The sequence below is a fragment of the Burkholderia sp. EMB26 genome (assembly GCF_024730645.1).
Classification (GTDB): Bacteria; Pseudomonadota; Gammaproteobacteria; order Burkholderiales; family Burkholderiaceae; genus Burkholderia; species Burkholderia cenocepacia.
This window is the reverse complement of the sequence record NZ_CP078070.1, coordinates 3,320,222-3,347,009: the sequence shown is the minus strand read 5'-3', so window position 1 is coordinate 3,347,009 and position 26,788 is coordinate 3,320,222. Positions and strand designations below refer to the sequence as shown.

The 26,788-nt window shown below is 69.9% G+C and carries 24 protein-coding genes; 14 read left to right on the top strand and 10 right to left on the bottom strand.

Annotated elements, in window-relative coordinates:
• Window positions 1-2 precede the first annotated feature (2 nt).
• On the top strand, window positions 3-899 hold the full coding sequence (locus KU887_RS15755) for an alpha/beta fold hydrolase (protein ID WP_258250478.1): 897 nt from the start codon (window positions 3-5) through the stop codon (window positions 897-899).
• Between the two features lie 61 nt (window positions 900-960).
• Here KU887_RS15755 and KU887_RS15750 read toward each other — a convergent pair whose 3' ends face one another.
• Window positions 961-1,452, bottom strand: coding sequence for an Lrp/AsnC family transcriptional regulator (locus KU887_RS15750; protein ID WP_006495467.1), 492 nt, complete (start codon window positions 1,450-1,452; stop codon window positions 961-963).
• Between the two features lie 112 nt (window positions 1,453-1,564).
• Between KU887_RS15750 and KU887_RS15745 the strand changes: the two genes are divergently transcribed.
• Window positions 1,565-2,467 (top strand): DMT family transporter, encoded by a 903-nt coding sequence (locus KU887_RS15745; protein ID WP_006488637.1) that lies wholly within the window; start codon window positions 1,565-1,567, stop codon window positions 2,465-2,467.
• Window positions 2,468-2,719: 252 nt separating this feature from the next.
• Here the strand turns inward: KU887_RS15745 and KU887_RS15740 are convergent, their stop codons facing one another.
• From KU887_RS15740 to KU887_RS15725, 4 genes are read right to left on the bottom strand one after another with little or no spacing between them, the layout of a single operon-like run.
• Window positions 2,720-2,926 carry a DUF1289 domain-containing protein gene (locus KU887_RS15740; RefSeq protein ID WP_060214925.1) on the bottom strand — a complete coding sequence of 69 codons (207 nt, stop codon included), beginning with the start codon at window positions 2,924-2,926 and terminating at the stop codon, window positions 2,720-2,722.
• A complete protein-coding gene (locus tag KU887_RS15735; RefSeq protein ID WP_006488642.1) occupies window positions 2,923-3,429 on the bottom strand; it encodes a YbaK/EbsC family protein in 507 nt (168 codons plus the stop codon). Before KU887_RS15735 ends, KU887_RS15740 begins: the two co-directional genes overlap by 4 nt.
• Before the next feature lie 26 nt (window positions 3,430-3,455).
• Complete coding sequence (locus KU887_RS15730; protein WP_034201288.1) at window positions 3,456-4,388, bottom strand: hydroxymethylglutaryl-CoA lyase; 933 nt, start codon at window positions 4,386-4,388, stop codon at window positions 3,456-3,458.
• A 34-nt stretch (window positions 4,389-4,422) separates the two neighbouring features.
• The gene (locus KU887_RS15725; protein ID WP_077055829.1) at window positions 4,423-5,364 is read right to left on the bottom strand and encodes a glyoxylate/hydroxypyruvate reductase A; all 942 of its coding nucleotides are present in this window, start codon (window positions 5,362-5,364) and stop codon (window positions 4,423-4,425) included.
• Between the two features lie 345 nt (window positions 5,365-5,709).
• On the opposite strand from KU887_RS15725, the gene KU887_RS15720 reads away from it, so the two are divergent.
• Window positions 5,710-6,333 carry an alpha/beta hydrolase gene (locus KU887_RS15720; RefSeq protein ID WP_006488647.1) on the top strand — a complete coding sequence of 208 codons (624 nt, stop codon included), beginning with the start codon at window positions 5,710-5,712 and terminating at the stop codon, window positions 6,331-6,333.
• Window positions 6,334-6,575: 242 nt separating this feature from the next.
• Here the strand turns inward: KU887_RS15720 and KU887_RS15715 are convergent, their stop codons facing one another.
• Window positions 6,576-6,860, bottom strand: coding sequence for a hypothetical protein (locus tag KU887_RS15715; RefSeq protein WP_006493376.1), 285 nt, complete (start codon window positions 6,858-6,860; stop codon window positions 6,576-6,578).
• 556 nt (window positions 6,861-7,416) lie between these two features.
• On the opposite strand from KU887_RS15715, the gene KU887_RS15710 reads away from it, so the two are divergent.
• Genes KU887_RS15710 through KU887_RS15700 form a run of 3 tightly spaced genes read left to right on the top strand, consistent with a single transcriptional unit; the run spans window position 7,417 to window position 11,414 of the window.
• Window positions 7,417-8,172 (top strand): (2Fe-2S)-binding protein, encoded by a 756-nt coding sequence (locus KU887_RS15710; protein WP_258250477.1) that lies wholly within the window; start codon window positions 7,417-7,419, stop codon window positions 8,170-8,172.
• 18 nt (window positions 8,173-8,190) lie between these two features.
• Complete coding sequence (locus tag KU887_RS15705; RefSeq protein ID WP_006495461.1) at window positions 8,191-9,192, top strand: xanthine dehydrogenase family protein subunit M; 1,002 nt, start codon at window positions 8,191-8,193, stop codon at window positions 9,190-9,192.
• Complete coding sequence (locus KU887_RS15700) at window positions 9,189-11,414, top strand: xanthine dehydrogenase family protein molybdopterin-binding subunit (protein WP_258250476.1); 2,226 nt, start codon at window positions 9,189-9,191, stop codon at window positions 11,412-11,414. The genes KU887_RS15705 and KU887_RS15700 overlap by 4 nt, the downstream gene beginning before the upstream one ends.
• 9 nt (window positions 11,415-11,423) lie before the next feature.
• On the opposite strand, the gene KU887_RS15695 is transcribed toward KU887_RS15700, so the two are convergent.
• Window positions 11,424-12,344: a LysR substrate-binding domain-containing protein gene (locus tag KU887_RS15695; RefSeq protein ID WP_062911146.1), complete on the bottom strand. Its 921-nt coding sequence runs from the start codon at window positions 12,342-12,344 to the stop codon at window positions 11,424-11,426.
• Between the two features lie 112 nt (window positions 12,345-12,456).
• Here KU887_RS15695 and KU887_RS15690 point away from each other — a divergent pair, with 112 nt between their 5' ends.
• The gene (locus KU887_RS15690) at window positions 12,457-13,095 is read left to right on the top strand and encodes a glutathione S-transferase family protein (RefSeq protein ID WP_006495458.1); all 639 of its coding nucleotides are present in this window, start codon (window positions 12,457-12,459) and stop codon (window positions 13,093-13,095) included.
• 56 nt (window positions 13,096-13,151) lie between these two features.
• Here KU887_RS15690 and KU887_RS15685 read toward each other — a convergent pair whose 3' ends face one another.
• Window positions 13,152-14,423, bottom strand: a complete 1,272-nt coding sequence (locus tag KU887_RS15685) for an MFS transporter (RefSeq protein WP_258250475.1) — start codon at window positions 14,421-14,423, stop codon at window positions 13,152-13,154.
• 106 nt (window positions 14,424-14,529) lie between these two features.
• On the opposite strand from KU887_RS15685, the gene KU887_RS15680 reads away from it, so the two are divergent.
• From KU887_RS15680 to KU887_RS15670, 3 genes are all read left to right on the top strand, one after another.
• Complete coding sequence (locus KU887_RS15680; RefSeq protein WP_060265587.1) at window positions 14,530-15,582, top strand: LysR substrate-binding domain-containing protein; 1,053 nt, start codon at window positions 14,530-14,532, stop codon at window positions 15,580-15,582.
• 114 nt (window positions 15,583-15,696) lie between these two features.
• The gene (locus KU887_RS15675; RefSeq protein WP_006484075.1) at window positions 15,697-15,906 is read left to right on the top strand and encodes a hypothetical protein; all 210 of its coding nucleotides are present in this window, start codon (window positions 15,697-15,699) and stop codon (window positions 15,904-15,906) included.
• Window positions 15,906-16,286 carry a type II toxin-antitoxin system VapC family toxin gene (locus tag KU887_RS15670; protein WP_006484069.1) on the top strand — a complete coding sequence of 127 codons (381 nt, stop codon included), beginning with the start codon at window positions 15,906-15,908 and terminating at the stop codon, window positions 16,284-16,286. Before KU887_RS15675 ends, KU887_RS15670 begins: the two co-directional genes overlap by 1 nt.
• A gap of 56 nt (window positions 16,287-16,342) precedes the next feature.
• Here KU887_RS15670 and dapA read toward each other — a convergent pair whose 3' ends face one another.
• A complete protein-coding gene (gene dapA / locus KU887_RS15665; protein ID WP_258250474.1) occupies window positions 16,343-17,236 on the bottom strand; it encodes a 4-hydroxy-tetrahydrodipicolinate synthase in 894 nt (297 codons plus the stop codon).
• Between the two features lie 451 nt (window positions 17,237-17,687).
• Here dapA and KU887_RS15660 point away from each other — a divergent pair, with 451 nt between their 5' ends.
• Window positions 17,688-18,707 (top strand): sulfate ABC transporter substrate-binding protein, encoded by a 1,020-nt coding sequence (locus KU887_RS15660; RefSeq protein ID WP_060265589.1) that lies wholly within the window; start codon window positions 17,688-17,690, stop codon window positions 18,705-18,707.
• Window positions 18,708-18,872: 165 nt separating this feature from the next.
• Entirely contained in the window at window positions 18,873-19,841 is a 969-nt protein-coding gene (locus KU887_RS15655) for an ion channel (protein WP_006484077.1), read from the top strand.
• A 32-nt stretch (window positions 19,842-19,873) separates the two neighbouring features.
• Here the strand turns inward: KU887_RS15655 and KU887_RS15650 are convergent, their stop codons facing one another.
• Window positions 19,874-20,488 carry a glutathione S-transferase family protein gene (locus KU887_RS15650; protein ID WP_006484065.1) on the bottom strand — a complete coding sequence of 205 codons (615 nt, stop codon included), beginning with the start codon at window positions 20,486-20,488 and terminating at the stop codon, window positions 19,874-19,876.
• A 354-nt stretch (window positions 20,489-20,842) separates the two neighbouring features.
• Here KU887_RS15650 and KU887_RS15645 point away from each other — a divergent pair, with 354 nt between their 5' ends.
• Both KU887_RS15645 and KU887_RS15640 read left to right on the top strand, forming a co-directional pair.
• On the top strand, window positions 20,843-21,400 hold the full coding sequence (locus tag KU887_RS15645; RefSeq protein ID WP_048984858.1) for a DapH/DapD/GlmU-related protein: 558 nt from the start codon (window positions 20,843-20,845) through the stop codon (window positions 21,398-21,400).
• A 1,726-nt stretch (window positions 21,401-23,126) separates the two neighbouring features.
• Window positions 23,127-26,699 carry an indolepyruvate ferredoxin oxidoreductase family protein gene (locus tag KU887_RS15640; protein ID WP_258250473.1) on the top strand — a complete coding sequence of 1,191 codons (3,573 nt, stop codon included), beginning with the start codon at window positions 23,127-23,129 and terminating at the stop codon, window positions 26,697-26,699.
• Window positions 26,700-26,788 lie beyond the last annotated feature (89 nt).

Genomic DNA, 26,788 nt, shown 5'->3' with positions numbered 1-26,788 from the left:
CCATGTCGTTTGAGGCGTTTGCACCGTTTCGCGTGACGGTGCAGGACACCGACATTTTCGGTGTCAAAGGAGGCACGGGGCCGCCGCTGCTGTTGCTGCACGGCCATCCGCAGACCCACATGATCTGGCATCGCGTTGCCGCGACGCTCGCGAATCACTTCACGGTGATCGCCACCGACCTGCGCGGCTACGGCGCATCGGGCCGGCCGCCGAGCGACGCGCGGCACACGCCGTATTCGAAACGCGCGATGGCGGCGGACCAGGTCGCCGTGATGCGGCATTTCGGCTTCGAGCATTTCCACGTATGCGCGCACGATCGCGGCGCGCGGGTCGCGCACCGGCTCGCGCTCGATCACGCGGATGCCGTCGAGCGGATGATGCTGCTCGACATCGCGCCGACGCTCGCGATGTACGAGAAAACCGATCGCGCGTTCGCGACCGCGTATTTCCACTGGTTCTTCCTGATCCAGCCCGAGCCGCTGCCCGAGACGCTGGTCGGCGCGCACACCGATGCGTACATCGAGCGCGTGATGGGCAACCGGTCGGCCGGGCTGGCGCCGTTCGCGCCGGAGGCGCTCGACGCGTACCGGGCGGCGCTCGCGCAGCCGGGCGCCGTGCACGCGATGTGCGAGGACTACCGCGCGTCGGCGACGATCGATCTCGAGCACGACCGTGCGGATCTCGAACGCGGCAACAAGGTCGCGTGCCCGCTGCGCGTGCTGTGGGGCGAGCACGGGATCGTCGGCCGCTGCTTCGATCCGCTCGACGAATGGCGGCGCGTCGCGCGCGACGTCAGCGGCCGTGCGCTCGAGTGCGGGCACTACATTCCGGAAGAGGCGCCCGCCGCGCTGATCGACGAACTGCTCGCGTTCTTCGACGCGCGCGACGCGGCTGCGTGACGGTGCCTGCAGGCGGCCGGCGCGGGTCGCCCGCGCCTCGGCGGGGCGTGCCGCTCGCGGCTCAGCGGTGCGCGTGCTCGTCTTCGACGAGCGGCGGCAGGCGGCGCGGCACGGGCGTCGATTTCACGATCGCGGTGCTCGTCTCCGCGCGCTCCGTCACCTTCGACAGGATGTCGTCGAGATGCTCGATCGTGCGCAGGTAGAGCCGGCAGATGAAGCAGTCGTCGCCGGTGACCTTGTCGCATTCGACGAATTCGGGAATCCGCCGCAGCAACTCCTCGACCAGATGCAACTGGCCCGGCAGCGGCTTCACGCGGACGATCGCCTGCAGCGTGTAGCCGAGCGCGCGCGGGTCGAGCTCGACTGTGAACGCGGCGATCACGCCTTGCGCCTCGAGCCGCCGCACGCGGTCGGCGGTCGCGGGCGCCGACAACCCGATCTGCCGGGCGAGTTCGCTGGTCGCGATGCGGGCGTCGTCGGCCAGCGCGGCGACGATCGCGCGGTCGGTCGCGTCGAGCGACGCGACGGCAGGCGGGGAAAGGCGTTTCGGCATGATTGCTTTGCTTTCGAAGGTGAATCGGCTGATTCACTTCAGTTTAGCCGTGGTTGCGGCGAAAGCAAGTTTCTAGAATCGAAGTCATCCACTCTCTTCAACGGAGTTCCTGATGGCCACGAATGAAATTCGCCGCGGCGCCGCCGAGATGATCGTCGCGATGCTGATGTCCGGCACGATCGGCTGGCTCGTGATGTCGTCGCAGCAGCCGCTGACCAATGTCGTGTTCTTCCGCTGCGTATTCGGCACGGCGACGCTCGCGATCGTCTGTGCGGCGTTCGGTTTCCTGCGCCGTTCGCTGTTCTCGCCGCGGATGCTCGTGCTCACGATGTTCGGCAGCCTCGCGATCGTCGCGAACTGGCTGCTGCTCTTCGCCGCCTATTCGCGCGCGTCGATCTCGATGGCGACCGCTGTCTACAACACCCAGCCGTTCATGCTCGTCGCGCTCGGCGCCATCGTGTTCCGCGAGCGGATCACCGCGTCGACGGTCGCGTGGCTCGTGCTCGCGTTCGCGGGGCTGGTGTTCGTGGTGCGCGTGGAGCCGGCCGTGCTCGCGGTGCCCGGCGAATACCTGGAAGGGGTCGCGCTGTCGCTCGGTGCGGCGTTCCTGTATGCGATCTCGTCGATCATCACGAAGCACCTGAAGGGCACGCCGCCGCATCTGCTCGCACTGCTGCAGGTCGGCCTCGGCGTCCTGCTGCTTGCGCCGTTCGCACACTTCGACACCTTGCCGGCGACGGTCGGGCAATGGGCCGACCTGATCGTGCTGGGCATCGTCAACACCGGGCTGATGTACGTGCTGCTGTACGGCGCGGTCCAGAAGCTGCCGACCGCGATGACGGGCGCGCTGTCGTTCGTCTATCCGGTCGTTGCGATCGTCGTCGATCGCGTCGCGTTCGGGCAGACGCTCGCGTGGACGCAGGTGGTCGGCGCGCTCTTGATCCTGCTCGCGGCGGCCGGCGTGAACCTCGGCTGGCGCATCGTGCCGGCGCGTCGCACGGCGGTCGGCAACTGATACGGTCAGACGATTCGGCGCCGTGGCGGGCTCATGCAGCGGCCGTCGAAGGGGCGAGTGGGGAACGGAGATTGCGGTTGAAACGACGCCCAGCGGACGCCGCGCGCACTCGGAAAAGCGCTGTAAGAAGTTGTAGGGAAACACCCGATGCGATGCGGCCGCGTCGCTCGTATGATGCGGGCTGTGACGTTGATCACGTTCACAGGATTCCGATCTCGATGCCGTTCGCCCGTGAGGCTGAACGGCTTTTTTTTATGTCTCGCTGCCCGCGATCAGGCGCCGCCGTGCGTCGAGCCGCGCGAGCAGCGCGCGCCGCGCGTCGTCGTCCGACGTACGCCATCCCTTGATCTCGCCGCGCGTGCGCAGGCAGCCCGCGCACCAGTCGGTGCGCGGATCGATCCGGCAGACGTCGGTGCACGGCGACGCGACCGTGGCGACCGGCATCGTCACGTTGCTCACGCGGACTCCCGCAACGCGACGTCCGCGACCGGCGCGCCGGTGAGCGACACGAGTTCGTGCGGCGACAGGTTGAACACGGCGTGCGGATGGCCGGCGGCGGCCCACAGGCTGTCGAGCGCGAGCAGGTCGGCGTCGATCAGCGTGACGGGTTCGACCAGATGGCCGATCGGGCAGACGCCGCCGATCGCATAGCCGGTGTTGTCGCGCACGAACTTCGCGTCCGCGCGGCCGACCGGGCCGACCTGTTCGGCGACCTTCCTTTCGTCCACGCGGTTGACGCCGCTCGCAATCACCAGCACGGGCGCGCCGTCGGCCTGCCGGCGAAACAGGATCGACTTCGCGATCTGCGCGACCGAGCAGCCGAGCCCGGCCGCGGCCTCGGCCGACGTCTTGCCGGTTTCGGCGAGCATCACGATGCCTTTCGCATGGCCGCGCTCGCGCAGCAGCAGCGCGACGCGTCGCGCGGAATCGGGGAGGGAATCGAATGAAGCGGGTGTCGTCATGTTGATGAATCCGTGGAGTGGCGCGATCAGACGCAGTTCGCGGCGTCGGCCGCGCTCCGTGCTTTCGCGAGCAGTGCACGACCGGCGCGCGACACGTTCGCGCGGCCGATCGCGTTCGAGATGAAATCGCCGGCGGCGACGACCTGCGCGAGGTCGATGCCGGTTTCGATGCCGAGGCCCTGCATCAGGTACAGCACGTCCTCGGTCGCGACGTTGCCGGTCGCGCCCTTCGCGTACGGGCAGCCGCCGAGGCCCGCGACCGATGCGTGAAAGATCTCGATCCCTTCGAACAGCGCCGCGTAGATGTTCGCGAGCGCCTGGCCGTAGGTGTCGTGGAAGTGACCCGACAGCCGTTCACGCGGGAACACGCGCGTGACGGCCGCGAGCACTTCGCGCGTGCGCTTCGGCGTGCCGACGCCGATCGTGTCGGCGATGTCGATCTCGTCGCAGCCGAGCGCGGCGAACCGTTCGACGACGTCGACCACCGACGCGACCGGCACCTCGCCCTGGTACGGGCAGCCGAGCGTGCACGACACGCTGCCGCGCAGCCGCAGGCCCGCATCCTTCGCGGCTTTCGCGACGGGCTCGAAGCGCGCGATGCTCTCGGCGATGCTGCAGTTGATGTTCCGCTGCGAGAACGCCTCGCTCGCCGCGCCGAAGATCACGACTTCGTCGGCCCGTGCCGCGACCGCATTCTCGAAGCCCTTCAGGTTCGGCGTGAGCACCGAGTACACGGTGCCCGGGCGACGCTCGATGCCGGCCATCACGTCGGCGCCGTCGGCCATCTGCGGCACCCATTTCGGCGACACGAACGACGCGGCCTCGACGTTGCGGAAGCCGGCGCGCGACAGCCGGTCGACGAGCGCGATCTTCACGTCGGTCGGCACGAAGGTCTTCTCGTTCTGCAGCCCGTCGCGCGGGCCGACTTCGACGATCTTGACGGCGGTGGGGAACGTCATGGTTGTCTCCTGGTTTCTCTCTTTGTGGCGGAATTCAGTAGCCGCGCGCGTAGTCGACGATGCCGCTGACGGGCGCGCCGCGCTCGAACGCGCGGATCTTGCCGGCGATCTGCTCGACGGCTTCCGCGCGCAGCGTCTCGGCCGAGCTGTGCGGCGTGATCGTGATGCGCGGCGTACGCCAGAACGGATGGTCGTCCGGCAGCGGTTCGTGCTGGAACACGTCGAGCGTGGCCGCGGCGACCTGGCCGCTCGCGAGCGCGTCGAGCAGGTCGGCTTCGACGAGATGCGCGCCGCGCGCGACGTTGACGACGTACGCGCCGGGCGCGAGCCGCGCGAATGCGCGCGACGACAGGATGCCGTCGGTGTCGCGCGTGCTCGGCAGCAGGTTGACGAGCACCTTCGCGCCGTCGATGCACGCGTCGAACGCGCCGTCGCCGGCGAAGGTCGTGACGCCGTCGAGCTGCTTCGCGCTGCGGCTGTAGCCGCGCACCGGCACGCCGAGGGCGGCGAGCGCGCGGGCGACCTCGGCGCCGAGCACGCCGAGCCCGAGGACCGCGACGGTGAAGTTCGCGCGCGCATGCGGCTCGAGCGGCTGCCAGCGGCGCTCGTGCTGCTGCAGGTCGTATTCGTCGAAACGGCGCAGGTAGCGCAGCACCGCGTGCGTCACGTATTCGACCATCTGCCGCGCCATGCCCGAATCCTCGAGCCGCACCAGCGGCACGTGCGCGGGCAGCGTGCCCGGATGCGCGCGGTCGAGCGCGAGCAGCGCATCGACACCCGCGCCGAGGTTGAAGATCGCGCGCAGGCCGTCGCGCGGCGCGAACAACTCGCGCGGCGGGCGCCACACGAGCGCGTAGTCGGCGGCGGCCGTATCACCCGGCTGCCATGCGCGCAGTTCGGCTTCCGGCAGCGCATGCGCGATCTCGTCGCGCCATGCGCCGGCGTCCTGATGCGGCGAGTAGAACAGGATCTTCATTGCGTGAGGGCGCGCGCGCCGGCAAGGCGCGCCGCGGGAACGGCAAGCGAAGCCGGGTGCAGCGCACCGGCGGACGTAGCGGACATCGGGCGTCTCCTGACGAGCGGCCCGGCGCGTCGGCGCGGGGACCGGTTCCGTGTGAAGCTGACGGGAAGCCCACATTCTACGGTTTCGCGGCACATCGCGCCGTCGTGCGGGACGGGCGGCCGGTGCGGGCCGCCGTCACGCGGCCACCGGCCGCCACCGCGGCACCGGTCGTGCAAAAGCAAAGCACAAAATATTGGTTCGGCCGCCGCGTACCCGGCGCCACAATCGAACCTCGTCTTCAAGCAAGCGAGGGCAATCATGCGCGCATGCAGCAAATCGGCGTGGCCGCCGCGGCTCGTCACCGTTCCGGGCCTGCACGGCAGCGAAGGCGCCCACTGGCAGACCTGGCTCGAGCGGCAGTTCCCGCGCTCGTTGCGCGTCGAGCAGCACGACTGGGATGCGCCCGATCTCGCGGGCTGGGCGCAATCGGTGCGGGCGCTGCTCGATCGCGAGCGCGGCCCGTTCGTGCTCGCCGCGCACAGCTTCGGCTGCCTCGCGGCCGCGCATGCGCTCGCGCAGTGGCCGCACGTGGGCGATGTCGCGGGCGTGCTGTTCGTCGCGCCGGCCAGCCCGAAGAAATTCACGTTTGCCGGGCCGTTCGACGCGCGCCGGCTCGCGGTGCCGTCGATCGTGATCGGCAGCGAGACCGATCCGTGGATGCCGCTCGCCGATGCGCGCACGCTCGCGCAGCGCCTGGGCAGCGCGTTCGTGAACCTCGGCGACGCCGGGCACATCAACACCGCGGCCGGCTTCGGGCCGTGGCCGCGCGCGAAATACTTCATCGACACGCTGGTGCATTGCGCGGCGCCGCTGCGCTTTCGCGACGCGGACGACGGCTTCGAGGCCGCGCTCGTCGATCGCGCGCTCGCGCACGCGGTCTGACGGGCAGGCTGCGCGGCGGCTGCCGCGGCATGCGGCACCGTCGCGCCGATGACGCGCCGGCCTGACGCCGGCCGGCGCTGAATCGCTCGGCCGGCCGTTCTCGATGTGGCTCGCGAAGCGGCGCGCGAACGTGCCGTTTGCGCCGCCGTCCACCCCACCGTCACGTCATACCCGTCACGCCTCCGCACGAGCGCCTGCTGCTCTGTGCGAGCGGTGCCGACTCCTGTCAGGTTACGAAGGAATCAACCCGGCGACGAGGCGGCGGCGCTCGATGCGGCCGCGTTCGTGGCGGGCTTCGCATCGTCGTCGTCATCGGGCGGGTAGTGCACGACGGGCGGCGCGAGCGGCGCGGCATCGGATGCGGCGGCGTTCGCGGGCGCGTCGCTGTTGAACGCGCTGGCGGCGCCGCTCGATGCGCCGGCCTGCGGCGCGGCGTCGGTCGCGTGAGCGTCGGGCGGTGCGTCGTCGCTGCAGGCGGCGACGAATACGGCGGCACACAGAACGACGGCGACGGAAACGCGACGCATGACTTCTCTCTCCTGGCAGGCTGATCGGGAAACGTTTTCGAGTATGCCGCCGCGATGCGACGTTTCGGTGAATCGTTGGCGATCGGGGCGCGATCGCGACATGTTTTCGTCAGGCCGACCGCGCGCCTTCGCGGCGATCCGCCTGCACGCATGGCGGAATTTTCCAGCAGACGCGGATGCTGCGCGCATTTACACGGCGCGCAACTTCCCAACCCGGCCACCGCGAAGCGGCCGCCATGCGCGCCATCAGCGATGCGATCGGCAACTTGCGATCGACGGGCGGCCGGTTTCGCCCGAAAACCGGGCGTTATTGCCGCTTCGTCGGTGAACTGCCAGCCGCGCGCCAGCGTGGCGTCATGAACGCGCGATCTCGGGCGCCCGAGCCTGGCGGTCGCATGTGCGCGCCGCGGCCCGGCGCCGGCACGCTGCAGGGGCGCGGCTTCCCGCGGTGGCGCGGCACCGGAATTGCTCGTTTGCCGATCCGCGTGCCGACCGCGCTGCCTTCCGGGTACGAGCGGCACATCCGCGTCCCTCCACCATGGAGCGAGCACAAGCCATGTCCAGCGATCGATCCGATTCTCCGTCCGCCGAACCGGCGCGCGATGCCGCCCCGTCGCCGCTCGGGCCCGGCCATCCCGTGGCGCCGCCGTTGCCGCACGATACGCCGTCCAGCGCCGCGCGGCGCCGCTTCCTGCAATCCGCGGCGGCTGCCGCGACCGTCAGCGCCGCATCGCACGTTCATTCGCAGCCGCCGCACGCGGCAGCGCAGCCGGCCGCGCCGCGCCGCGATACGGCGCCGGCGCAGCCCGTGCGTCTCGACATCAACGGGCGCGCGTACACGCTGCAGCTCGAACCGCGCGTGACGCTGCTCGACGCGCTGCGCGAATACGCCGGCCTCACGGGCACGAAGAAGGGCTGCGACCGCGGGCAGTGCGGCGCGTGCACGGTGCTCGTCGACGGGCGGCGCATCAACGCATGCCTGACGCTCGCGGTGATGCACGAAGGCGAGCGGATCACGACCGTCGAAGCGCTGGCGCGCGACGGCGTGCTGAGCCCGGTGCAGCGCGCGTTCGTCGAATACGATGCGTTCCAGTGCGGCTACTGCACGTCCGGCCAGCTCTGCTCCGCGACCGCGCTGCTCGACGAGTTCGCGGCCGGCGCCGGGAGCGCCGCCACCGACGACGTGCGGCGTCGCCCCGCGCGCCTGTCCGACGACGAGATCCGCGAGCGCATGAGCGGCAACCTGTGCCGGTGCGGCGCGTACCCGAACATCGTCGCCGCCGTGCGCGCCGCGCATGCGGCGCACGGCTAGCCGACGGAGGGCACCGCAATGGAAGCGATCTCCTACGAGCGCGCGACCGACGTCGCCGGCGCCGTGCGCGCGGCGCAGCGGCCCGGCACGGCCTTCATCGGCGGCGGCACGAACCTGCTCGACCTGATGAAGGGCGGCGTCGCGCGGCCCGTCACGCTCATCGACATCACGCGGATCGCGGGCCTCGATACGGTCGATGCGCTGCCCGGCGGCGGTATGCGCATCGGTGCGCTCGTGCGCAACAGCGATGCGGCCGATCATCCGCGCCTGCGCGCCGGCTATCCGCTGCTGTCGCAGGCGTTGCTCGCCGGGGCGTCCGCGCAATTGCGCAACATGGCGACCGTCGGCGGCAACCTGATGCAGCGCACCCGCTGCCCGTATTTCTACGACCCCGCGTTCGCGCAGTGCAACAAGCGCGAGCCGGGCAGCGGCTGCGCGGCGATCGGCGGCCACAACCGGATGCACGCGATCCTCGGCGCCAGTCCGCACTGCGTGGCGGTGAATCCGTCGGACATGAGCGTCGCGCTCGCCGCGCTCGACGCCGTCGTGCAGGTGAGCGGCCCGCGCGGCGCACGGCAGATTCCGATCGCGTCGTTTCACCGCTTGCCGGGCGATCGTCCCGATCTCGACACGACGCTCGAACCGGGCGAGCTGATCACCGCGGTGGACTTGCCGCCGCCGCGCTTCGCCGACCATGCGCACTATCTGAAAGTGCGGGATCGCGCGAGCTACGCGTTCGCGCTGGTGTCGGTCGCGGCCGCCTTGCGGATGGACGGCCCGCACGTTGCCGACGCGCGGATCGCGCTGGGCGGCGTCGCCCACAAGCCGTTGCGGGCGCTGGAGGCGGAAGCGCATCTCGCGGGCCGCACGCCGACCGACGCGACGCTGCGCGAGGCGGCCGCGCTGGCGTTGCGCGATGCGCGGCCGCTCGACGGCAATGGATTCAAGGTCGCGCTCGCGCAGCGGGCGATCGTCCGTGCGGTCGCAACGGCAGCCGCCACGACGGGAGGTGTCGCATGAACACGTTGACGGGACAGCCGCTCGACCGTGTCGACGGCGTACTCAAGGTGACGGGCGGCGCGCACTACGCGGCCGAGTTTGCCGATGCGCGGCTCGCGCACGCGGTGCTCGTGACGAGCACGATCGCATCCGGGCGCATCGAATCGATCGATGCGGCGCGCGCCCGCGCGATGCCGGGCGTGCTGATCGTGATCACGCACGAGAACGCGATGCGGCTGCCCGACGGCGGCCGGCCGCCGCTGTCGCCGCCCGCCGGGCGCCGGCTCACGTTGTTGCAGGACGACACGGTGCGCTACAGCAACGAGCCCGTCGCGGTCGTCGTCGCCGAGACGCTCGAGCAGGCGACCGACGCCGCGAACGCCGTGCAGGTGCGCTATCGCGCGAGCGAGGCCGTGCTCGATTTCGCGCAGGCGAAGCACGGCGCGCGCGTGCCGCCGAAACAGCAGGGGCGTGCGATGGACACGCAGCGCGGCGACCTCGATGCCGGCCTGCGCGAAGGCGCGGTGCGCATCGACGCAACCTATACGACGCCGATGCAGCACCACAACCCGATCGAGCCGCACGCGACGATGGCGCGCTGGGACGGCCCGATGCTCACGCTGCACGATGCGACGCAGGGCGTGTCGGGCGCGAGCGCGGCGGTGGCCGCGGTCTTCGGCATCGCACCGGAGCAGGTGCGCGTGATTTCGCCGTTCCTCGGCGGCGGCTTCGGCTGCAAGGGTTCGTCGTGGTCGCACGTGTCGTTGTGCGCGATGGCGGCGAAGCAGGTCGGGCGCCCGGTTCGGCTCGCGCTGACGCGGCCGCAGATGTTCGGCCCGGTCGGCGGGCGGCCGTTCACCGAGCAGCGCATCGTGCTGGCCGCGCGCCAGGACGGGACGTTGACGGCGATGCGCCACGACACGATCGCCACCACGTCGACGTTCGAGGACTGGATGGAGACCTGCGGGATGCCGTCGCGCATCCTGTACGTGGTGCCGAACCACGCGACCACGCACCGGATCGTGTCGCTGAACGTCGGCACGCCGACGTTCATGCGCGCGCCCGGCGAGGCGTCCGGCTCGTTCGCGCTGGAATCGGCGATGGACGAGCTTGCGTGGCGGCTCGGCATGGATCCGGTCGCGCTGCGGCTCGCGAATTACGCGGAAGTCGATCCGCAGGACGGCAAGCCATGGTCGAGCAACGCGCTGCGCGAATGCTACCGCGTCGGCGCGCAGCGCTTCGGTTGGTCGCGCCGTGCCGGCGCGCCGCGCACGATGCGCGACGGCGACACGCTGATCGGCCTCGGGATGGCGGCCGCCACGTATCCGGCGAACCGCAGCGAGGCGTCGGCGCGTGCGCGGATCTTGCCGGACGGCACGGCCGAAGTCGCGTCGGGCACGCAGGACATCGGCACCGGCACCTACACCGTGATGACCCAGGTCGCGGCCGATGCGCTCGGTTTCGCGCCGCGGAACGTGCGCTTCGTGCTCGGCGATTCCAGCCTGCCGCGCGCGCCGGTATCGGGCGGCTCGCAGTCGGCGGCGAGCGTGGCGCCGGCCGTGCGCGAGGCCGCGTGGCAGGCGCGCGCGAAGCTGATCGCGCTGGCGATCGCCGATCCGGGGTCGCCGCTGCACGGCGCCGCGGCCGATGACGTGACGGTCGACAACGGCTGGATCGTGCATCGCGGCGCGCCGTCGCGGCGCGATCCGGCCGCGGCGGTGCTCGCGCGCGCGGGCGGTCGACCGATCGACGCGCAGGCGACGACGAAGCCGGGCGACGAGAAGTCGCGCTACGCGTCTCATTCGTTCGGCGCGGTGTTCGCGGAAGTGCGCGTGGACGCCGAGCTCGGCACGATCCGCGTCCCGCGCATCGTCGGCGTGTACAGCGTCGGGCGTCTGCTCAACGCGAAGACCGCGCGCAGCCAGTTGATCGGCGGAATGGTGTGGGGACTGGGTACCGCGCTCGAGGAGGGTTCGCATCTCGACGTGCGCCGCGGCCGCTTCACGAACGCGAATCTTGCCGAATATCACGTGCCCGTGAACGCGGACATCGGCGCGCTCGACGTGAGTTTCGTCGACGAAAGCGACACGCATTTCAATCCGCTCGGCATTCGCGGCATCGGCGAGATCGGCATCACCGGCGTGCCGGCCGCGATCGCCAATGCGGTTTATCACGCAACCGGCGTGCGGGTGCGCGACTTGCCGATCACGCTCGACAAGGTGGCGATGCCGACGCGTGCGTGAGCCGCGACGTCAGCGCCGCGGCGTCCTGCGCCGCACTTCGCTGCGCAGCCAGTCGAGCCAGGTGCGGATCGCCGCCTCGTGCGGATGGCCGGGGCGCCATACGACGTAGTGCGCATACACGTCGGCGATGCGCACCGTCGACACGCGCACGAGCGTGCCGTCCGCGAGTTCGGGCTCGATCAGCGAGCGGCGCGCGAGCGCGACGCCGCGGCCTTGCCGCGCCGCGTCGATCAGCGCGTTCGTATCGCTGAAACGGGGCGCGCGCGCGGATTCGGTGAGGTCGAGCCGCGCGGCCTGGAACCACGGTTCCCACGGTTGCGCGGGATGGCGCAGCAGTGTCGCGCGGACGAGGTCGGCCGGCGTGCGCGGGGCGATGCCGTCGCGATTGCGGTAGGCGGGGCTCGCGACCGGAAAGATCGTCTCGTTCATCAGCTTCTCGGCGACGACGCCGGGCCAGGTGCCAGGCCCGTAGCGCAGCGCGACGCCGATGCGGTCGCGCTTGCGCAGCGGCGCGAGCGCCACGTCCGGATGCAGCGCGATCGAGATGTGCGGATGCGCGGCGGAGAAGCGCGGCAGGCGCGGCGCGAGCCAGCGCTCGGCGACGCTCGGCAGCACGCTGACGTTCAGCGTCACGTCGCAGGTGCGCGGGCGGCGGCGCACCGCCAGCGCGGGTTCGAACGCGCGTTCGAGCACGCTCAGGCCCTGGCGAACCTGCAGTGCGAGGGCATGCGCGGCGTGCGTCGGCGTCGCACCGTTGCGCTCGCGCGTGAACAGCGGATAGCCGAGCTGCGCCTCGAGCGCGCGGATGTGCTGGCTGACCGCGCCTTGCGTGAGCGCGAGCTCGTCGGCCGCGCGCGTGAAGCTCTGCAGCCGCACGGCGGTTTCGAACGCGCGCAGCGTCTGCAGCGGAGGGAGGTGGATGCGTCGCATACGGGTATTAGTAACACTAATGTCCGAGCACGACAATTCATCGTTTGCCGCGTATCGGTACGCGTTCCTACACTCGGTTCCGTCTTCCACAGCCCCATCGGGCCACACCGCCATGAACGCCTATCGTCTCTACCTTTCGCCGGGCGCCTGCTCGCTTGCCGCCCACATCGCGCTGGAGGAAACCGGCGCGCCGTTCGACGTCGAAATCGTGTCCGTGCGCGAACAGCAGAACCTCGAAGCGCGCTATCTCGCGATCAACCCGAAGGCGCGCGTGCCCGTGCTCGCGATTCCGGGCGAGCCGCGCGTGCTGACCGAAACGCCGGCGATCCTCACGTATCTCGCGCGCCGCTATCCGGACGCGCAACTGCTGCCGCTCGACGATCCGCTGCGCGAGGCGCGCTGCCACGAATGGCTCGCGTGGCTGGTCGGCTGGGTGCACGGCGTCGGGTATGGCGCGCTGTGGCGGCCGGGGCGCTTCATCGACGATCCGGCGCTGCACGGCGCGATCAGCGCGCATGGGCGCGGCACGATCGAGGTCGCGAACGCGTCGATCGAAGCCCTGCTGGCCGACGGGCGCACGTGGGCCGAGCCGGGCGCGCATTCGATCGTCGATCCGTTCCTGCTCGTGCTGTATCGGTGGGGCGTCGCGATCGGGCTCGACATGACGCGGCATCCCGCATGGACCGCTCATGCGCAGCGCGAGGCCGAACGGCCGGCCGCGCGGCGCGCGCTGGCGCGCGAGGCGGCCTGACGGGGGAGCGGGCGTCGCGGGTCCTTGCCGCGACGTCCGAGTGAAACGGGCGGTGGTTATTTCGCCGCGAACAGCGGATAGGTCGCGCCCGCGACCAGCGCGGCCGCGAGCCACACCACGCTCCACGAACTCGCGGCGAGCAGCGGCGGAATCGCGAGCGGCGTCGCGAACAGTCCGAGGTAGACGATCGTGTTCGCCATCCCGAGCGCGGTGCCCGCGTGGTCCGCGCCCGCGAGCGTCGCGAGCTCCGTGTACGCGACGCCATGCCACGCCGACACGCAGATGCCGGCGAACACGAGAATCGCGACGATCGCGGCGAGCGGCACATGCGGGCTGCCGGCCGTCGCCGCCGCGAGCAGCGTGAACGCCCCGGCCGCGACGAACACGGAGCCGCGCAGGTACGCGCGTCGATTGCCGTGCCGGTCGGTATGGCGGCCGCTCCACACCCGCATCACCATCGCGCCGAGCTGCAGCGCGACCATCGCCGCGCTGATGCCGGCCAGGCCGAGCCGGCCGAAGTCGTGCAGGAACACCGTCGCGAACGTGAGCACCGCGAATTGCGGCGCGCACAGCAGGCCGATGCCGAGCACGATGCGCCACACGGGGCCGCTCGCGAGCGGGTTGCGCGCGTGGCCGGCGGTCGGTGGCCGTTGGGCGATGCGGCGCGTCGCGACGGGCGCCGCGGCCGGCTCGGCAGGCGGTTCGTGCAGCCAGCGCCAGGTGAGCGCGGCCGATCCCGCGCACAGCAGCATCAGCGCCCCGAACACCGCGGCGAAGCCGGCATGCGACGCGAGCGACGGCAGCAGCGCCGCGCCGAGACCGCCGCCGAGCGGCACGGCCGTCTGGCGGATGCTCATCGCGAGCCCGCGTTCGCGCTCGCCGAACCAGCGCATCACCGCGCGTCCGCTTGAGCCGTTGACGCTGCCGCCGAGCAGGCCGATGCAGCACATGGCCGCGACGACCCGCATCAGCGGCGGCGCCGCGTGCGCGGTCGGGACGACCGTGCCCACCATCAGCGCGAGCATCGCGGCCGTCGCGACGAGCCCGGTCAGCAGCACGCGGCGGTCGCCGAAGCGGTCGGCGGCGATGCCCCACGGCAGCTCGGACAGCGCGACGCCGAAGCCGAGCGCGCCGAGCACGAGGCCGAGCGCGCCGTTGTCGAGGTGATAGGCCGAGCGCATCCACACGGCCGTGGTCGGAATGCCGGCCGCGGCGGCCGAAAAGCTCATGTTCGCGGCGACGCCGGCGGCCAGCACGCGCCAGCGATGGGCCGGCCCGCGCACGTCGCGGGCTGGCGAAGCAGGAGAAACGATGCACGAAGTGTCCATGACGGCAGGCCCGGTTCGAAGTTGACGTCCACAGTCTGGCGGCCTACATTCATCCTGAAAATCGGAAAGTTTTTGATGAATCGTTCGATGAAACAGGATGGTTGAAATGCCTGGACAAGACCTGCCGCGCGACGGCGGCGAGCCGCTCGCGGGGGCCGATGCCGCGCTGGCGCGGCCCAACTTCGATGTCGCGGCGCTGCGCAGCCTCGTCGCGGGCGTGGATCTCGGCAGTTTCGCCAAGGCGGCCGACCGCGTCGCGCGCTCGTCGTCGGCGGTGAGCGCGCAGATCCGCAAGCTCGAGGAGCAGGCCGGCACGCCGTTGTTCGTGAAGGCCGGACGCGGGCTCGCGCTGACCGACGCCGGCAACGCGATGCTGCACTACGCGCGGCGGATGATCGAGCTGAACGACGAAGCGGCCGCGGCCGTGCGTGGCGTGAATCTCGACGGCTGGGTGCGCGTCGGGTTGCAGGAGGATTTCGGCGAAGCGATCCTGCCCGACGTGCTCGGGCGGTTCGCGCGTGCGCATCCGAAAGTGAAGATCGAGGCGCGCGTGGCGCGCAACGCCGATCTGCTCGACCGGCTCGACGCGAACCAGCTCGATCTGGCGCTCGTGTGGGGCGATCCGGCGTCGGCGGCGCTCGTGTCGCGGGCGGGGATCGACAGCGAAGCGATCGCGCAGGTGCCGATGCAATGGATCGGCGCGGCGGCGGGTGGTGGTGCCGGTGTGCCGGATGGCGGCGGGGATGCCGGCGTGACGGGCCGTGTCGACGAAACCGGCGGTCGCGCCGTGCACGCGACGGGCGAGGCGTTGCCGCTCGTCGTGTTCGACCGGCCGTGCCGGTTCTTCGGCGCGGCGACCGATGCGCTCGACCGCGCGGGGGTGCCGTGGCGCGTCGCGTTCACGACGCCGAGCCTGGCCGGGCTATGGGCGGCCGCGGCGGCCGGCCTCGGGCTGACGGTGCGCTCGCATTACGGGCTGCCCGCGTCGGTGCGCGTGCTCGATGCGGCGTCGTGCGGGCTGCCGGCGCTGCCTGGCCTGCCGCTGATCCTGCTGCGGCGCACGTCGTCGGCGACGCCGACGGTCGACCGGCTTGCGCGGATCGTGACGCAGGCGGTGCGGGGGGCGACGGGGGCGGAAGGCGCGGCGTTGGCGGCCTGACGACACGTTCGCGATGGTCACTGCCGGTTATCCGACAGCCCCTCTGCCGATTGGCCGAATGGATCGATCGGGCGAACCTGACTACAGTGATGATCATCTGAAACGGAGGTCATCATGCAAAAAGCGAATGTTCCCGGTGCCGGCGCGATCGATCCTGCGCATCGGACGGATGGTTCGATCCGCAGTGACGGGGAACCCGCCGATCAGTCCGCGCCTGCCTCGCTACCCGTTCGGTTCGGGGTCCTGCAGGGACAGGTCCGGATCGCGGACGACTTCGATGCGCCGCTGCCCGATTATCTGCTGGATGCTTTCGAAGGACGGTGATGCGCCTGTTGCTCGATACGCACATCTTCCTGTGGATCGCGACCAACGATCCGAGGCTCAGCACGCGTGCGCGCAGACTGATCTCGGCTGCTGACGAACGCTTCGTCAGCAGCGCGAGCATCTGGGAGGCCGCCATCAAGGCCGGCCTTGGGAAGCTCGACATCGACGTTGGCGAGCTGATCCGCGCAATCAGCGCAAGCGGGATTCGCGAGTTACCGGTTCGCGCCGTACATGGAGCCGCGGTGCGCGATTTGCCTCATCACCATCGCGATCCTTTCGATCGATTGCTGGTCGCGCAGGCGCGACATGAACCCCTTCGGCTTGTGACGGCCGACGCGCATCTGGCTCGGTATGACCGGTCCCTGGTTTTGACAGTTTGAAATAATCCGTCGGGGCGGGATTCATCTGCCGCCAGCGCCATGCGTGGCTTAGCGGCCTATGCCGTGGCGACGTCCGGCTCGATTGCTTCGAGCGCCGCGCAAAGCGCGTCCAACCGTGCTCGCAACCCTTCGCTCGCCGGCACGAACGGCAGCCGCAATCCGTCCTCGCACCACCCTTGCGCGGCGAGCACGGCCTTCACCGGCGCCGGGTTCGGTTCCGCGAACAGCGCCGCGACGAGCGGCTGCAGCGCGACCGACAGGCGCCGCGCATCGGCGAGCCGCCCGTCGCGCAGCCATGCGTGAATCCGCACATGCCAGTCGGGCAGCACGTGCGCACTGCTCGCGATCGCGCCGTGCGCGCCCGCGCACATCGCCGCGAAGTTCTGGTTGTCGTCGCCGGACAGGATCGCGAGCGGCGTGTCGTGCACCAGCCGGCTCATCCGGTCGAGCGTGCCGCCGCATTCCTTGATGCCCGCGACGCGCGGATCGCGGGCGAGCGCCTGCAGCGTGTCCAGTTCGACGTTCACGCCGGTGCGGTACGGGATGTTGTAGACGAGCACCGGCAGGTCGGCCGCGTCGACGACCGCCTCGACATGGCGGCGGATGCCGTCCTGGGTCGGCCGCACGTAGACGGGCGGCGTGACGAGCAGCCCGTCCGGGCGCAGCGCCGCGAGTTCCCGTGCGCGGGCGGCCGCGAAATGCGTCGCGCTCGCGGTCAGCCCGACGACGATCGGCAGCCCGGGCGCCGCGTCGCGCAGCGTCGCGAACACCGCGTCCTGTTCGCGCGCGTCGAGCAGCACGCCTTCGCCGGTCGTCGCACCCGCGACGAAACCCGCGATGCCCGCGGCCGCATAGTGGCGCGCAAGCCGCGCGAGCGCCGCATGGTCGACCTCGCCGTGGTGGAACGGCGTGATGATCGGCAGCCAGATACCTTCGAAACGTGTGTTCATGCAAAACCTCAGGGTGGAAACGGAGTGGGAAGGAACCGTTCCGCCGGCGGCGTGCCGGAGCGAGGCGTGCGTGCAAGGAGAATGAAACGACCTGCGGGCATCCCGTCCGGCATTCGCCTGACGGGACGCGACGCCCCCGTCAGTCGAGGAGTCGTTTTTTCAGTTTCAGCCCGGCCGCGCGCGCGCCTGCCGCGACGGCGGCGAGGATCGAGGGCGAGCGCAGGGTAGCGGACATGGATGAACCGTGAATGGGCTGAGCGGCGATCTTAACACCGGAGCGGCGGCGCGCGCGAGCCCCGGCCGCCGCTTAGCATGATTCGAGATTTGCTTTCCACGACTGATTGGAAAGCGCGCCGCGCCCGGCCGCTAGAATGCCCGCTTACGTTTCGATGACAGCGCGTACGCGTGCGGTCACGCACATTCACCACCACTGGAAACGGGGCATATCACGATGGCAAGCATCAAGGGGATCGGCCGCTGGCTGCACACGGGCGCGGCGGCGGCGCTGGTCGTGGCGGCGACGGCCGCGCACGCGGACACGTCGATCCTGAACGTGTCGTACGACGTGACGCGCGAGCTGTACAAGGACATCAACGCGAGCTTTGCCGCCGCCTACAAGCAGAAGACCGGCGAGACGGTCACGATCAAGCAGTCGCACGGCGCATCGAGCGCACAGGCGTTGTCGGTGCTGCAGGGGCTGCAGGCCGACGTCGTGACGATGAACCAGCCGAACGACATCGACCTGCTCGCCGAGCGCGGCCAGTTGCTGCCGAAGGACTGGCGCGCACGCTTCCCGGACAACAGCTCGCCGTACTCGACGACGATGGTGTTCCTCGTGCGCAAGGGCAACCCGAAGGCGATCAGGGACTGGAGCGATCTCGCGAAGCCGGGCGTCCAGGTGATCATCGCGAACCCGAAGACGTCGGGCAACGGCCGCTATGCGTATCTCGCCGCATGGGGCTTCCAGAAGCAGAAGGGTGCGACCGACCAGCAGGCGCTCGACTTCGAGAAGGCGATCTTCCGCAACGTGCCGGTGCTCGATTCGGGCGGCCGCGGCGCGACGACGACGTTCACGCAGCGCGGCATCGGCGACGTGCTCGTCACGTTCGAGAACGAGGTCGCGCTGATGGACACGGGCGCATCGGGCGCGCAATTCGACGCGGTGTATCCGTCGGCGAGCATCCTCGCGGAGCCGCCCGTCGCCGTCGTCGACAAGGTGGTCGACAAGAAAGGCACGCGCAAGGTCGCGCAGGCGTATCTGGATTACCTGTACACGCCGGAAGCGCAGGAGATCATCGCGCAGCACCATCTGCGCCCGCGCGACGCGGCCGTGCTGAAGAAGCATGCGGCCGAGTTCAAGGCGCTGAAGACGTTCAGCGTCGAGCAGGTCTTCGGCAGCTGGGCGAACGCGCAGAAGACCCATTTCGCCGACGGCGGCACGTTCGACCAGGTGATCGTCGACCGGAAGTGAGCGCGGCGCGCACGACGCGCGCGCTCGCATGACGACGCAGCCGGCCGCTCCCGCGGCCGGCTTTTTTTGTGCCTGCGCGGCGGATTTCCGTTCCGAGCCGGCCCGCATTCCCGGCCGCCGCCGCGCGTGCTACGCTCATCGCCTCCCTGCAACCGGCGCCGCGCGATGAACGTCGATTCGTCCTCCCCAGCCTCCCGCGGCCGTGGCCGCAAGATCTGGTCGGGCACCCGCCCGGTGATCGCGTACGGGATGCCGCCGCTCGGCTGGCGCGACTTCTACCATCGCGCGCTGACGGTGAGCTGGCCGGTGTTCTTCCTGTCGCTTGCGGTGCTGTTCCTGCTGCTCAACGGCGGCTTCGCGACGCTCTATCTGCTCGGCCATGCGCCGATCGCGAACCAGTCGCCGGCGGGCTTCGGCGGCGCGTTCTTCTTCAGCGTCGAGACGCTCGCGACCGTCGGCTACGGCGACATGCATCCGCAGACGGTCTATGCGCACCTCGTCGCGACGTTCGAGATCTTCGTCGGGATGTCGGGCATCGCGCTGGCCACCGGGCTCGTGTTCGCGCGGTTTTCGCGGCCGCAGGCGAAGATCCTGTTCGCGCGCTACGCGATCGTGCGGCCGCTGAACGGCCGGATGACGCTGATGGTGCGCGCCGCGAATGCCCGCCAGAACGTGATTGCCGAGGCGCAGGCGAAACTGCGGCTGATGCGCGTCGAAGGCACGCACGAGGGCTACTCGCTGCGCAAGATTCACGACCTGCCGCTCGTGCGCAGCGAGCATCCGATCTTCCTGCTCGGCTGGAACCTGATGCACGTGATCGACGAGTCGAGCGCGCTGTTCGGCGAGACACCCGAATCGCTCGCCGCGCGCGACGCGCAATTGCTGATCACGATCGAGGGCTCGGACGAGACCACCGCGCAGGTCATGCAGGCGCGTCATGCGTGGGCGCATGGCGAGATCCGCTGGCGCCACCGCTATGTCGACCTGATGCACGACGAGGACGGCATCACGCACATCGATTACACGCATTTTCACGAAGTCGTGCCGATCGACGTCGACACGGACGAGCGTGGTTCGCCGGGCGTGGTGATCGACGCGGACGCGTCATCGCCGGGGCCGGCCGCGCAGGCGTGATCGAGGGCGGCGGGGCGCCGCCCGTTCGGGCGTCACGCGTGCAGCAGACGCGCCGCTTCGCGCTGTTCGATCGCGACCGCGCGGCGGAACGCGTCGCGGTCCTCGGCGCGCGCGACGTAGTCGCCGAGCACGCCTTCGTGCGGCAGCAGATGTGCGTCGAACGCGATCTTCAGCGTGCTGGCCAGCAGCAGGTCGGCCGCGGTGAAGCGGTCGCCGACGAGCCAGCGGCTGTGGGCGAGCGCTTGCGCGAGCGCGCGCTGCACGCGCGCGATGTTGCCCCAGCCGAACGCGACCGGATTGCCGGACGCGCCGGTGAATTTCTCGGCCATCGCCGGTTCGAGACACGTCGGTGTGAAGAACATCCACTGAAGGAAACGGCCGCGCAGCGGATCGTCGGGCGCGACGCCGAGCCCGGCGCCGGGGCAACGGTCGGCGAGATAGAGCAGCACGGCGCCCGATTCGGCGAACGGCGCGCTGCCGTCGTCGAGCGCGGGCAGCTTGGCCATCGGGTTGACCTGCACGAACGCATCGCTGCCCTGCTCGTGCGAGCGCAGGTCGATCGGCACGAGTTCGTACACCACACCGAGTTCCTCGAGCATCCACAGCGCCCGGAATGCCCGGGTCTTCGGCCAGTAGTAGAGCTTCATCGCGCCTCCGCGTTTGGGTGCTGCTGTCGATCCGGTGGATGCTCAAGCGTACCCGAGCGCGGGAGGTTCGGACAGAGGAACCCGGCCATGGGCGCCGGTCGGTTGCGTGTGCCTGATTCGGTGCGCGGGAGCACGGATGAACCGGGCGAAATGCCTCGTGAAGCCTTCGGCAACGGGAGTTCAATGAATGACTAGTTATTTATAAACTAGTTATAAAAATCGAGAGGTCTCAACGCAAATCCGCATCGTTACGATGCGCCCGGCCGCATTCCGCCGTACCCGCGCATACTGCAACGCGATCGTCCGGCTGCGACCGGAAACGCGCCGCCGCAATAACGAGGAGACAAGTCACGCATGACAAACGACGATCGCACCACGTTCGTTCCGCGCAGAACGCCCGAATCGGCGGCCATGGTGGCTGAGGTCAGACGGGCGATGGCGATCACCGCGCGGCTCAACCGCCTGACGTTCGACGATGCGGCCGACGTGCGCGCATTGTTCGGTGAACTGATCGGCACGCAGGTCGACGACGGCTTCGTGCTGATCCCGCCGTTCCATGCGACCGGCGGCACCGGCATGAAGCTCGGGCGCAACGTGTTCGTCAACCAGAACTGCACGTTCTACGATCTGGGCGGACTCGAGATCGGCGACGACGTGATGATCGGCCCGAACGTCAGCCTGATCACGTCCGGTCATCCGGTCGAACCTTCGCGGCGGCGCGATGGCGTGGTCGCGAAGCCGATCGTGATCGAACGCAACGTGTGGATCGGCGCGGGCGCGACGATCATCGGCGGCGTGACGATCGGCGAGAACGCGGTCGTCGCGGCCGCGGCCGTCGTCACCCGGGACGTGCCGCCGAATACGCTGGTCGGCGGCAATCCGGCGAAGGTCATCCGGTCGATCGCCGAATAACGTCGTCCGGGCGCGCGTGCCGGTGCGGTGAGGCGTCGTCGAACGGATGTGGACAACCCGTCGCCCCAGCCACTCGAAACGCTGTGCACCTGAACGGTGAGCGTGCCGCCGAGGCCGACCGGACAAGCCCTCCGGGCTTTCCGCTGCTTTCGTCCAACCACGCATCCGCCGACCGGCGGATGAAAATCCGGTCGCGTGCCGGGTTGTGGATATCCGCGCCGCGAAACGACTCGGCGCGCTGTGGTTTTCACAGGTGAGGGTGACCGGATGCGGCGCGATAGATGACGCAGGTTGTGGACAACTCGCGGCAAGACGAAGCGAAATGCTGTGAAATTCGATGGTGAGTGTCGCGCCCGATCACGCGGGGCGCCTGCAGCGGCGCGGGTTTCGCGCCGTTTGCCGCGGTTCGGCGCGCCGCGCATTCTAGCCGACTGTCGCGAGCGCGTGACTGCCGCATACGCGCCCGGGGACGTATGCATCCGGCTCCGGCCCCAATCGAAGGGCTGTGCATTCTAACGGTGAGCGCCGGCGCGTGGTTCGCAACATGCGGGTTTCGGTGCGCGTCTTCGCCTGTTCGCCGGACTCGACGCATCGTGTAACCCAATGGTGAATCTGGGCCCGTGATCTGCGCGCAGCGCGCGAAGAAGCGGCAACTCGACCGATGAAGCCACGCGAAGCACCGTCCGTGTCACGCCTGGACGCGAGGTTGCGAGCGAGGCGTCTACGCATTCCCGTGTGGATATCCGGCCGCCGAAACGACGCTCGCCACTGTGACTTTCGACGGTGAGCATCGGCGCTTCGTCGGGCGCGGTGCTGCTTCCGGTACGGATTGCCGGTCGCCGATGGGTTTCGACGCGTGCATCCTCCGTCGATCCAGGCACATTCGTCCATGTGGATATCCGGTTCCCGGGACCACTCGAAGCGCTGTGTTTTTCGACGGTGAGGGTGCGCGCCAGGCCGGCGGGCAACGCTGGTCCGGGCGTGGAAAACTGTCGCGGCAACCACTCGAAGTCCTGTGTATTTCAACGGTGAGGGTGAAGCGATAGTCCCTCGACCGGCGTATTCCGGCGCGACCGTCCGCCGGACGGACGTACTCGCGCGCCTGTGTATCCGACCGGTGAGGGCGAGCAGCCGAGCGACGAAATGCGCAGGCTCCAATGTGGACATCCGCCCACAAACCGACTCGCCGCGCTGTGAATTTCAACGGTGAGCGTCGGCCTCCGAGCGCCCTGCATGCCGATTCCGGAGGTGGACATCCCGCCCCCGACGCCACTCGAAACGCTGTGCAATCGAACGGTGAGCGCGCTTGCCCGACCGGCCGAAGGACGCGTCGTTGTGGACATCCGCCGCCACCGACCAATCGGAACGCTGTGCATTTCGACGGTGAGCGTGACGTCCCGATGCCGCCGAAACCCTTGCCGCTCGGGGTTCGAGCGCCCTCCACCCGGCTGGCGGCGAGCGTTGCGGCACGCACCGGCTTTTCTGCCGAACCACTCGACCGCCCTGACGCGCCGCCCGTCACGCTCCCGCCACCCGCGCGAAAACTCTCTCAAATCACGGCAAAAAGCTGCGCAGTTTTTCTCGCCACGGGCCGGTCCGCGCAAGATGAGAAAAAACATTCTCGCCGGCGCGCGAAAAAATAGAGCCATTCGCTGCCGGCACCCGCGCGTCATCCGACGCTCCGCCGCGCACGGCCCAGAACAGCACAATCCGGAGACATCCCCTCATGACCGCCCGCCTGCCCGTCGACGGCACGCCTGCCCTGTCCGACTACCGCCTGACCGATAACCTGACCGCGACGCGCGGCCGGATCTTCCTGACCGGCACGCAGGCGCTGATTCGCCTGCTGCTGATGCAGCGCACGGTCGACACCGAACAGGGGCTCAACACGGCCGGTTTCGTCAGCGGCTATCGCGGCTCGCCGCTCGGCATGGTCGACCAGCAGCTGTGGAAGGCGAAGAAACTGCTCGACACCAGCGGCGTGCGCTTCCTGCCGGCGATCAACGAGGAACTCGGCGGCACGGCCGTGCTCGGCACGCAGCGGGTCGAGGCCGACCCCGAGCGCACGGTCGAGGGCGTGTATGCGATGTGGTACGGCAAGGGCCCGGGCGTCGATCGCGCGGGCGACGCGCTGAAGCACGGCAACGCGTACGGTTCGTCGCCGCACGGCGGCGTGCTGGTCGTCGCGGGCGACGACCATGGCTGCGTGTCGTCGTCGATGCCGCACCAGAGCGACTTCGCGATGATGGCGTGGCACATGCCGGTCGTGAACCCGTCGAACATCGCCGACATGCTCGAATTCGGCCTGTACGGCTGGGCGCTGTCGCGCTACTCGGGCGCGTGGGTCGGCTTCAAGGCGATCTCGGAAACGGTCGAGTCGGGCTCCACCGTCGACCTCGATGCGTTGCAGACGCGCTGGCCGGCGCCGGCCGGCTTCACGCCGCCGGCGGGCGGCCTGCACAACCGCTGGCCCGACCTGCCGAGCCTCACGATCGAGGCGCGCCTCGCCGCGAAGCTCGACGCGGTCCGCCATTTCGCGCGCGCCAACAGCATCGACAAATGGATCGCGCCGAGCACCCACGCGAACGTCGGCATCGTCACCTGCGGCAAGGCGCACCTCGACCTGATGGAGGCGCTGCGCCGCCTCGACCTGACGGTCGCCGATCTCGACGCGGCCGGCGTGCGGATCTACAAGGTCGGCCTGTCGTATCCGCTCGAAATGACGCGGCTCGAGACCTTCGTCGACGGGCTGGCTGAAGTGCTGGTGGTCGAGGAGAAGGGTCCGGTCATCGAGCAGCAGATCAAGGACTACCTGTACAACCGCACCGAAGGCGCGCGCCCGCGCGTGCTCGGCAAGCACGACGCGGCCGGCGGGTGCCTGCTGTCGGAGCTGGGCGAGCTGCGCCCGTCGCGCATCCTGCCGGTGTTCGCCGACTGGCTCGCGCGGCACAAGCCGGCGCTCGACCGCCGCGAGCGCGTCGTCGATCTCGTCGCGCCGCAGATCCTGTCGAACGAGGCCGACGCGGTGAAGCGCACGCCGTACTTCTGCTCGGGTTGCCCGCACAACACGTCGACGAAGGTGCCCGAAGGCTCGATCGCGCAGGCCGGCATCGGCTGCCACTTCATGGCGTCGTGGATGGAGCGCGACACGACGGGCCTGATCCAGATGGGCGGCGAGGGCGTCGACTGGGCCGCACACGCGATGTTCACGAACACGAAGCACGTGTTCCAGAACCTCGGCGACGGCACCTACTTCCACTCGGGCATCCTCGCGATCCGCCAGGCGGTCGCCGCGAAAGCGAACATCACGTACAAGATCCTCTACAACGACGCGGTCGCGATGACGGGCGGCCAGCCGGTCGACGGCAGCATCTCGGTGCCGCAGATCGCGCGGCAGGTCGAGGCGGAAGGCGTGTCGCGCTTCGTCGTGGTGTCCGACGAACCGGAGAAGTACGACGGCCATCACGGGCAGTTCCCGACGGGCACGACGTTCCATCACCGCAGCGAACTCGATGCGGTGCAGCGCGAATTGCGCGAGACGCCGGGCGTCACCGTGCTGATCTACGACCAGACCTGCGCGGCGGAGAAGCGCCGCCGCCGCAAGAAAGGCGAATTCCCCGACCCGGACAAGCGCCTGTTCATCAACGACGCGGTCTGCGAAGGCTGCGGCGACTGCGGCGTGCAGTCGAACTGCCTGTCGGTCGAGCCGCTCGAGACGCCGCTCGGCCGCAAGCGCCGCATCGACCAGTCGTCGTGCAACAAGGACTATTCGTGCGTGAACGGCTTCTGCCCGAGCTTCGTGACGGTCGAAGGCGCGGCGCTGAAGAAGGCCGCCGGCGCCGCGTTCGACGAAGCGGCGCTCGCCGCGCGCGTCGACGCGCTGCCGGTGCCGGCGACGCATCTCGATGCCGCGCCGTTCGACATGCTCGTGACGGGCGTGGGCGGCACCGGCGTCGTGACGGTCGGCGCGCTGATCAGCATGGCCGCGCATCTCGAAGGCAAGAGCGCGTCGGTGCTCGACTTCATGGGCTTCGCGCAGAAGGGCGGCTCGGTGCTGTCGTTCGTGCGGATCGCGTCGAGCGACCGCTGGCTGAACCAGGTGCGCATCGACACGCAGCAGGCCGACGTGCTGCTCGCGTGCGACATGGTCGTCGGCGCGAGCGCCGAGGCGCTGCAGACGGTGCGTCACGAGCGTTCGCGGATCGTCGTCAACACGCACCGGATCCCGAACGCGTCGTTCGTGCAGAACCCCGACGCGAACCTGCATGCGGACGCACTGCTCGAGAAGATGCGCCACGCGGCCGGCGACGGCTACCTGTCGAGCTGCGACGCGCAGGCGCTCGCGGCGAAGTTCCTCGGCGATTCGATCGGCGCGAACATCCTGATGCTCGGCTACGCATGGCAGCTCGGCCTCGTGCCGGTGTCGCTCGCCGCGATGATGCGCGCGATCGAGCTGAACAACGTCGCGGTGCCGATGAACAAGCTCGCGTTCTCGATCGGCCGGATGGCGGCCGGCGACGCGGCGGGCCTCGACGCGTTGTGGAACGCGCGCCATGCGGTGGCCGTCCATGCCGCGCCGGAGACGCTCGCCGAGCTGATCGCCGATCGCGAAGCGCGCCTCGACGCCTACGGCGGCGCGCGCTACGTCGAGCGCTACCGGGCGCTGGTGAGTGCGGCGCGCGCGAAGGGCGACGACACGCTGACGCGCGCGGTCGCGACGACGTTCTACCGGCTGCTCGCGGTGAAGGACGAATACGAAGTCGCGCGGCTGTACACGGACGACGCGTTCCGCACCGCGCTCGAAGCGCAGTTCGAAGGCGTGCCGGGCCAGGCGTACCGCGTGAAGTTCAACCTCGCGCCGCCGACGGTCGCGAAGGCCGGCAGCGACGGCAGCACGCCGAAGAAGCGCGTGTTCGGCCAGTGGATGTGGCCGGTGCTCGGCCTACTGGCGCGCGTGCGCAGCCTGCGCGGCACGTGGCTCGATCCGTTCGGCCGCACCGTCGAGCGCAAGATGGAGCGCGCGCTGGCCGACGACTACGAGACCACGCTCACGCGCGCGTTCGCCGCGATGACCCCCGGCAATGCGACGCAGGTCGCGCAACTGGCCGACCTGCACGCCCGCGTGCGCGGCTTCGGTCACGTGAAGGTGCGCAACCTGGCCGGCGTGAAGCGCGCGGAACGCGAGCTCGCGTTGCAGCTCGGCATCGACGCGGCGACGAGCGCGGCCGTGCAGCACGCGCTCGACGAGATGAAGGGCGCGGGGATGCTGAAGGGGATTCCGGTCGTCGTCGCAAAGTAACGCGAACGCGAGTGGATGCGAAAACGGCGACGCGGGTGCGTCGCCGTTTTTTCATGCATGCCGGTTGCCGCGCGCAGGCCGTTGCAGGC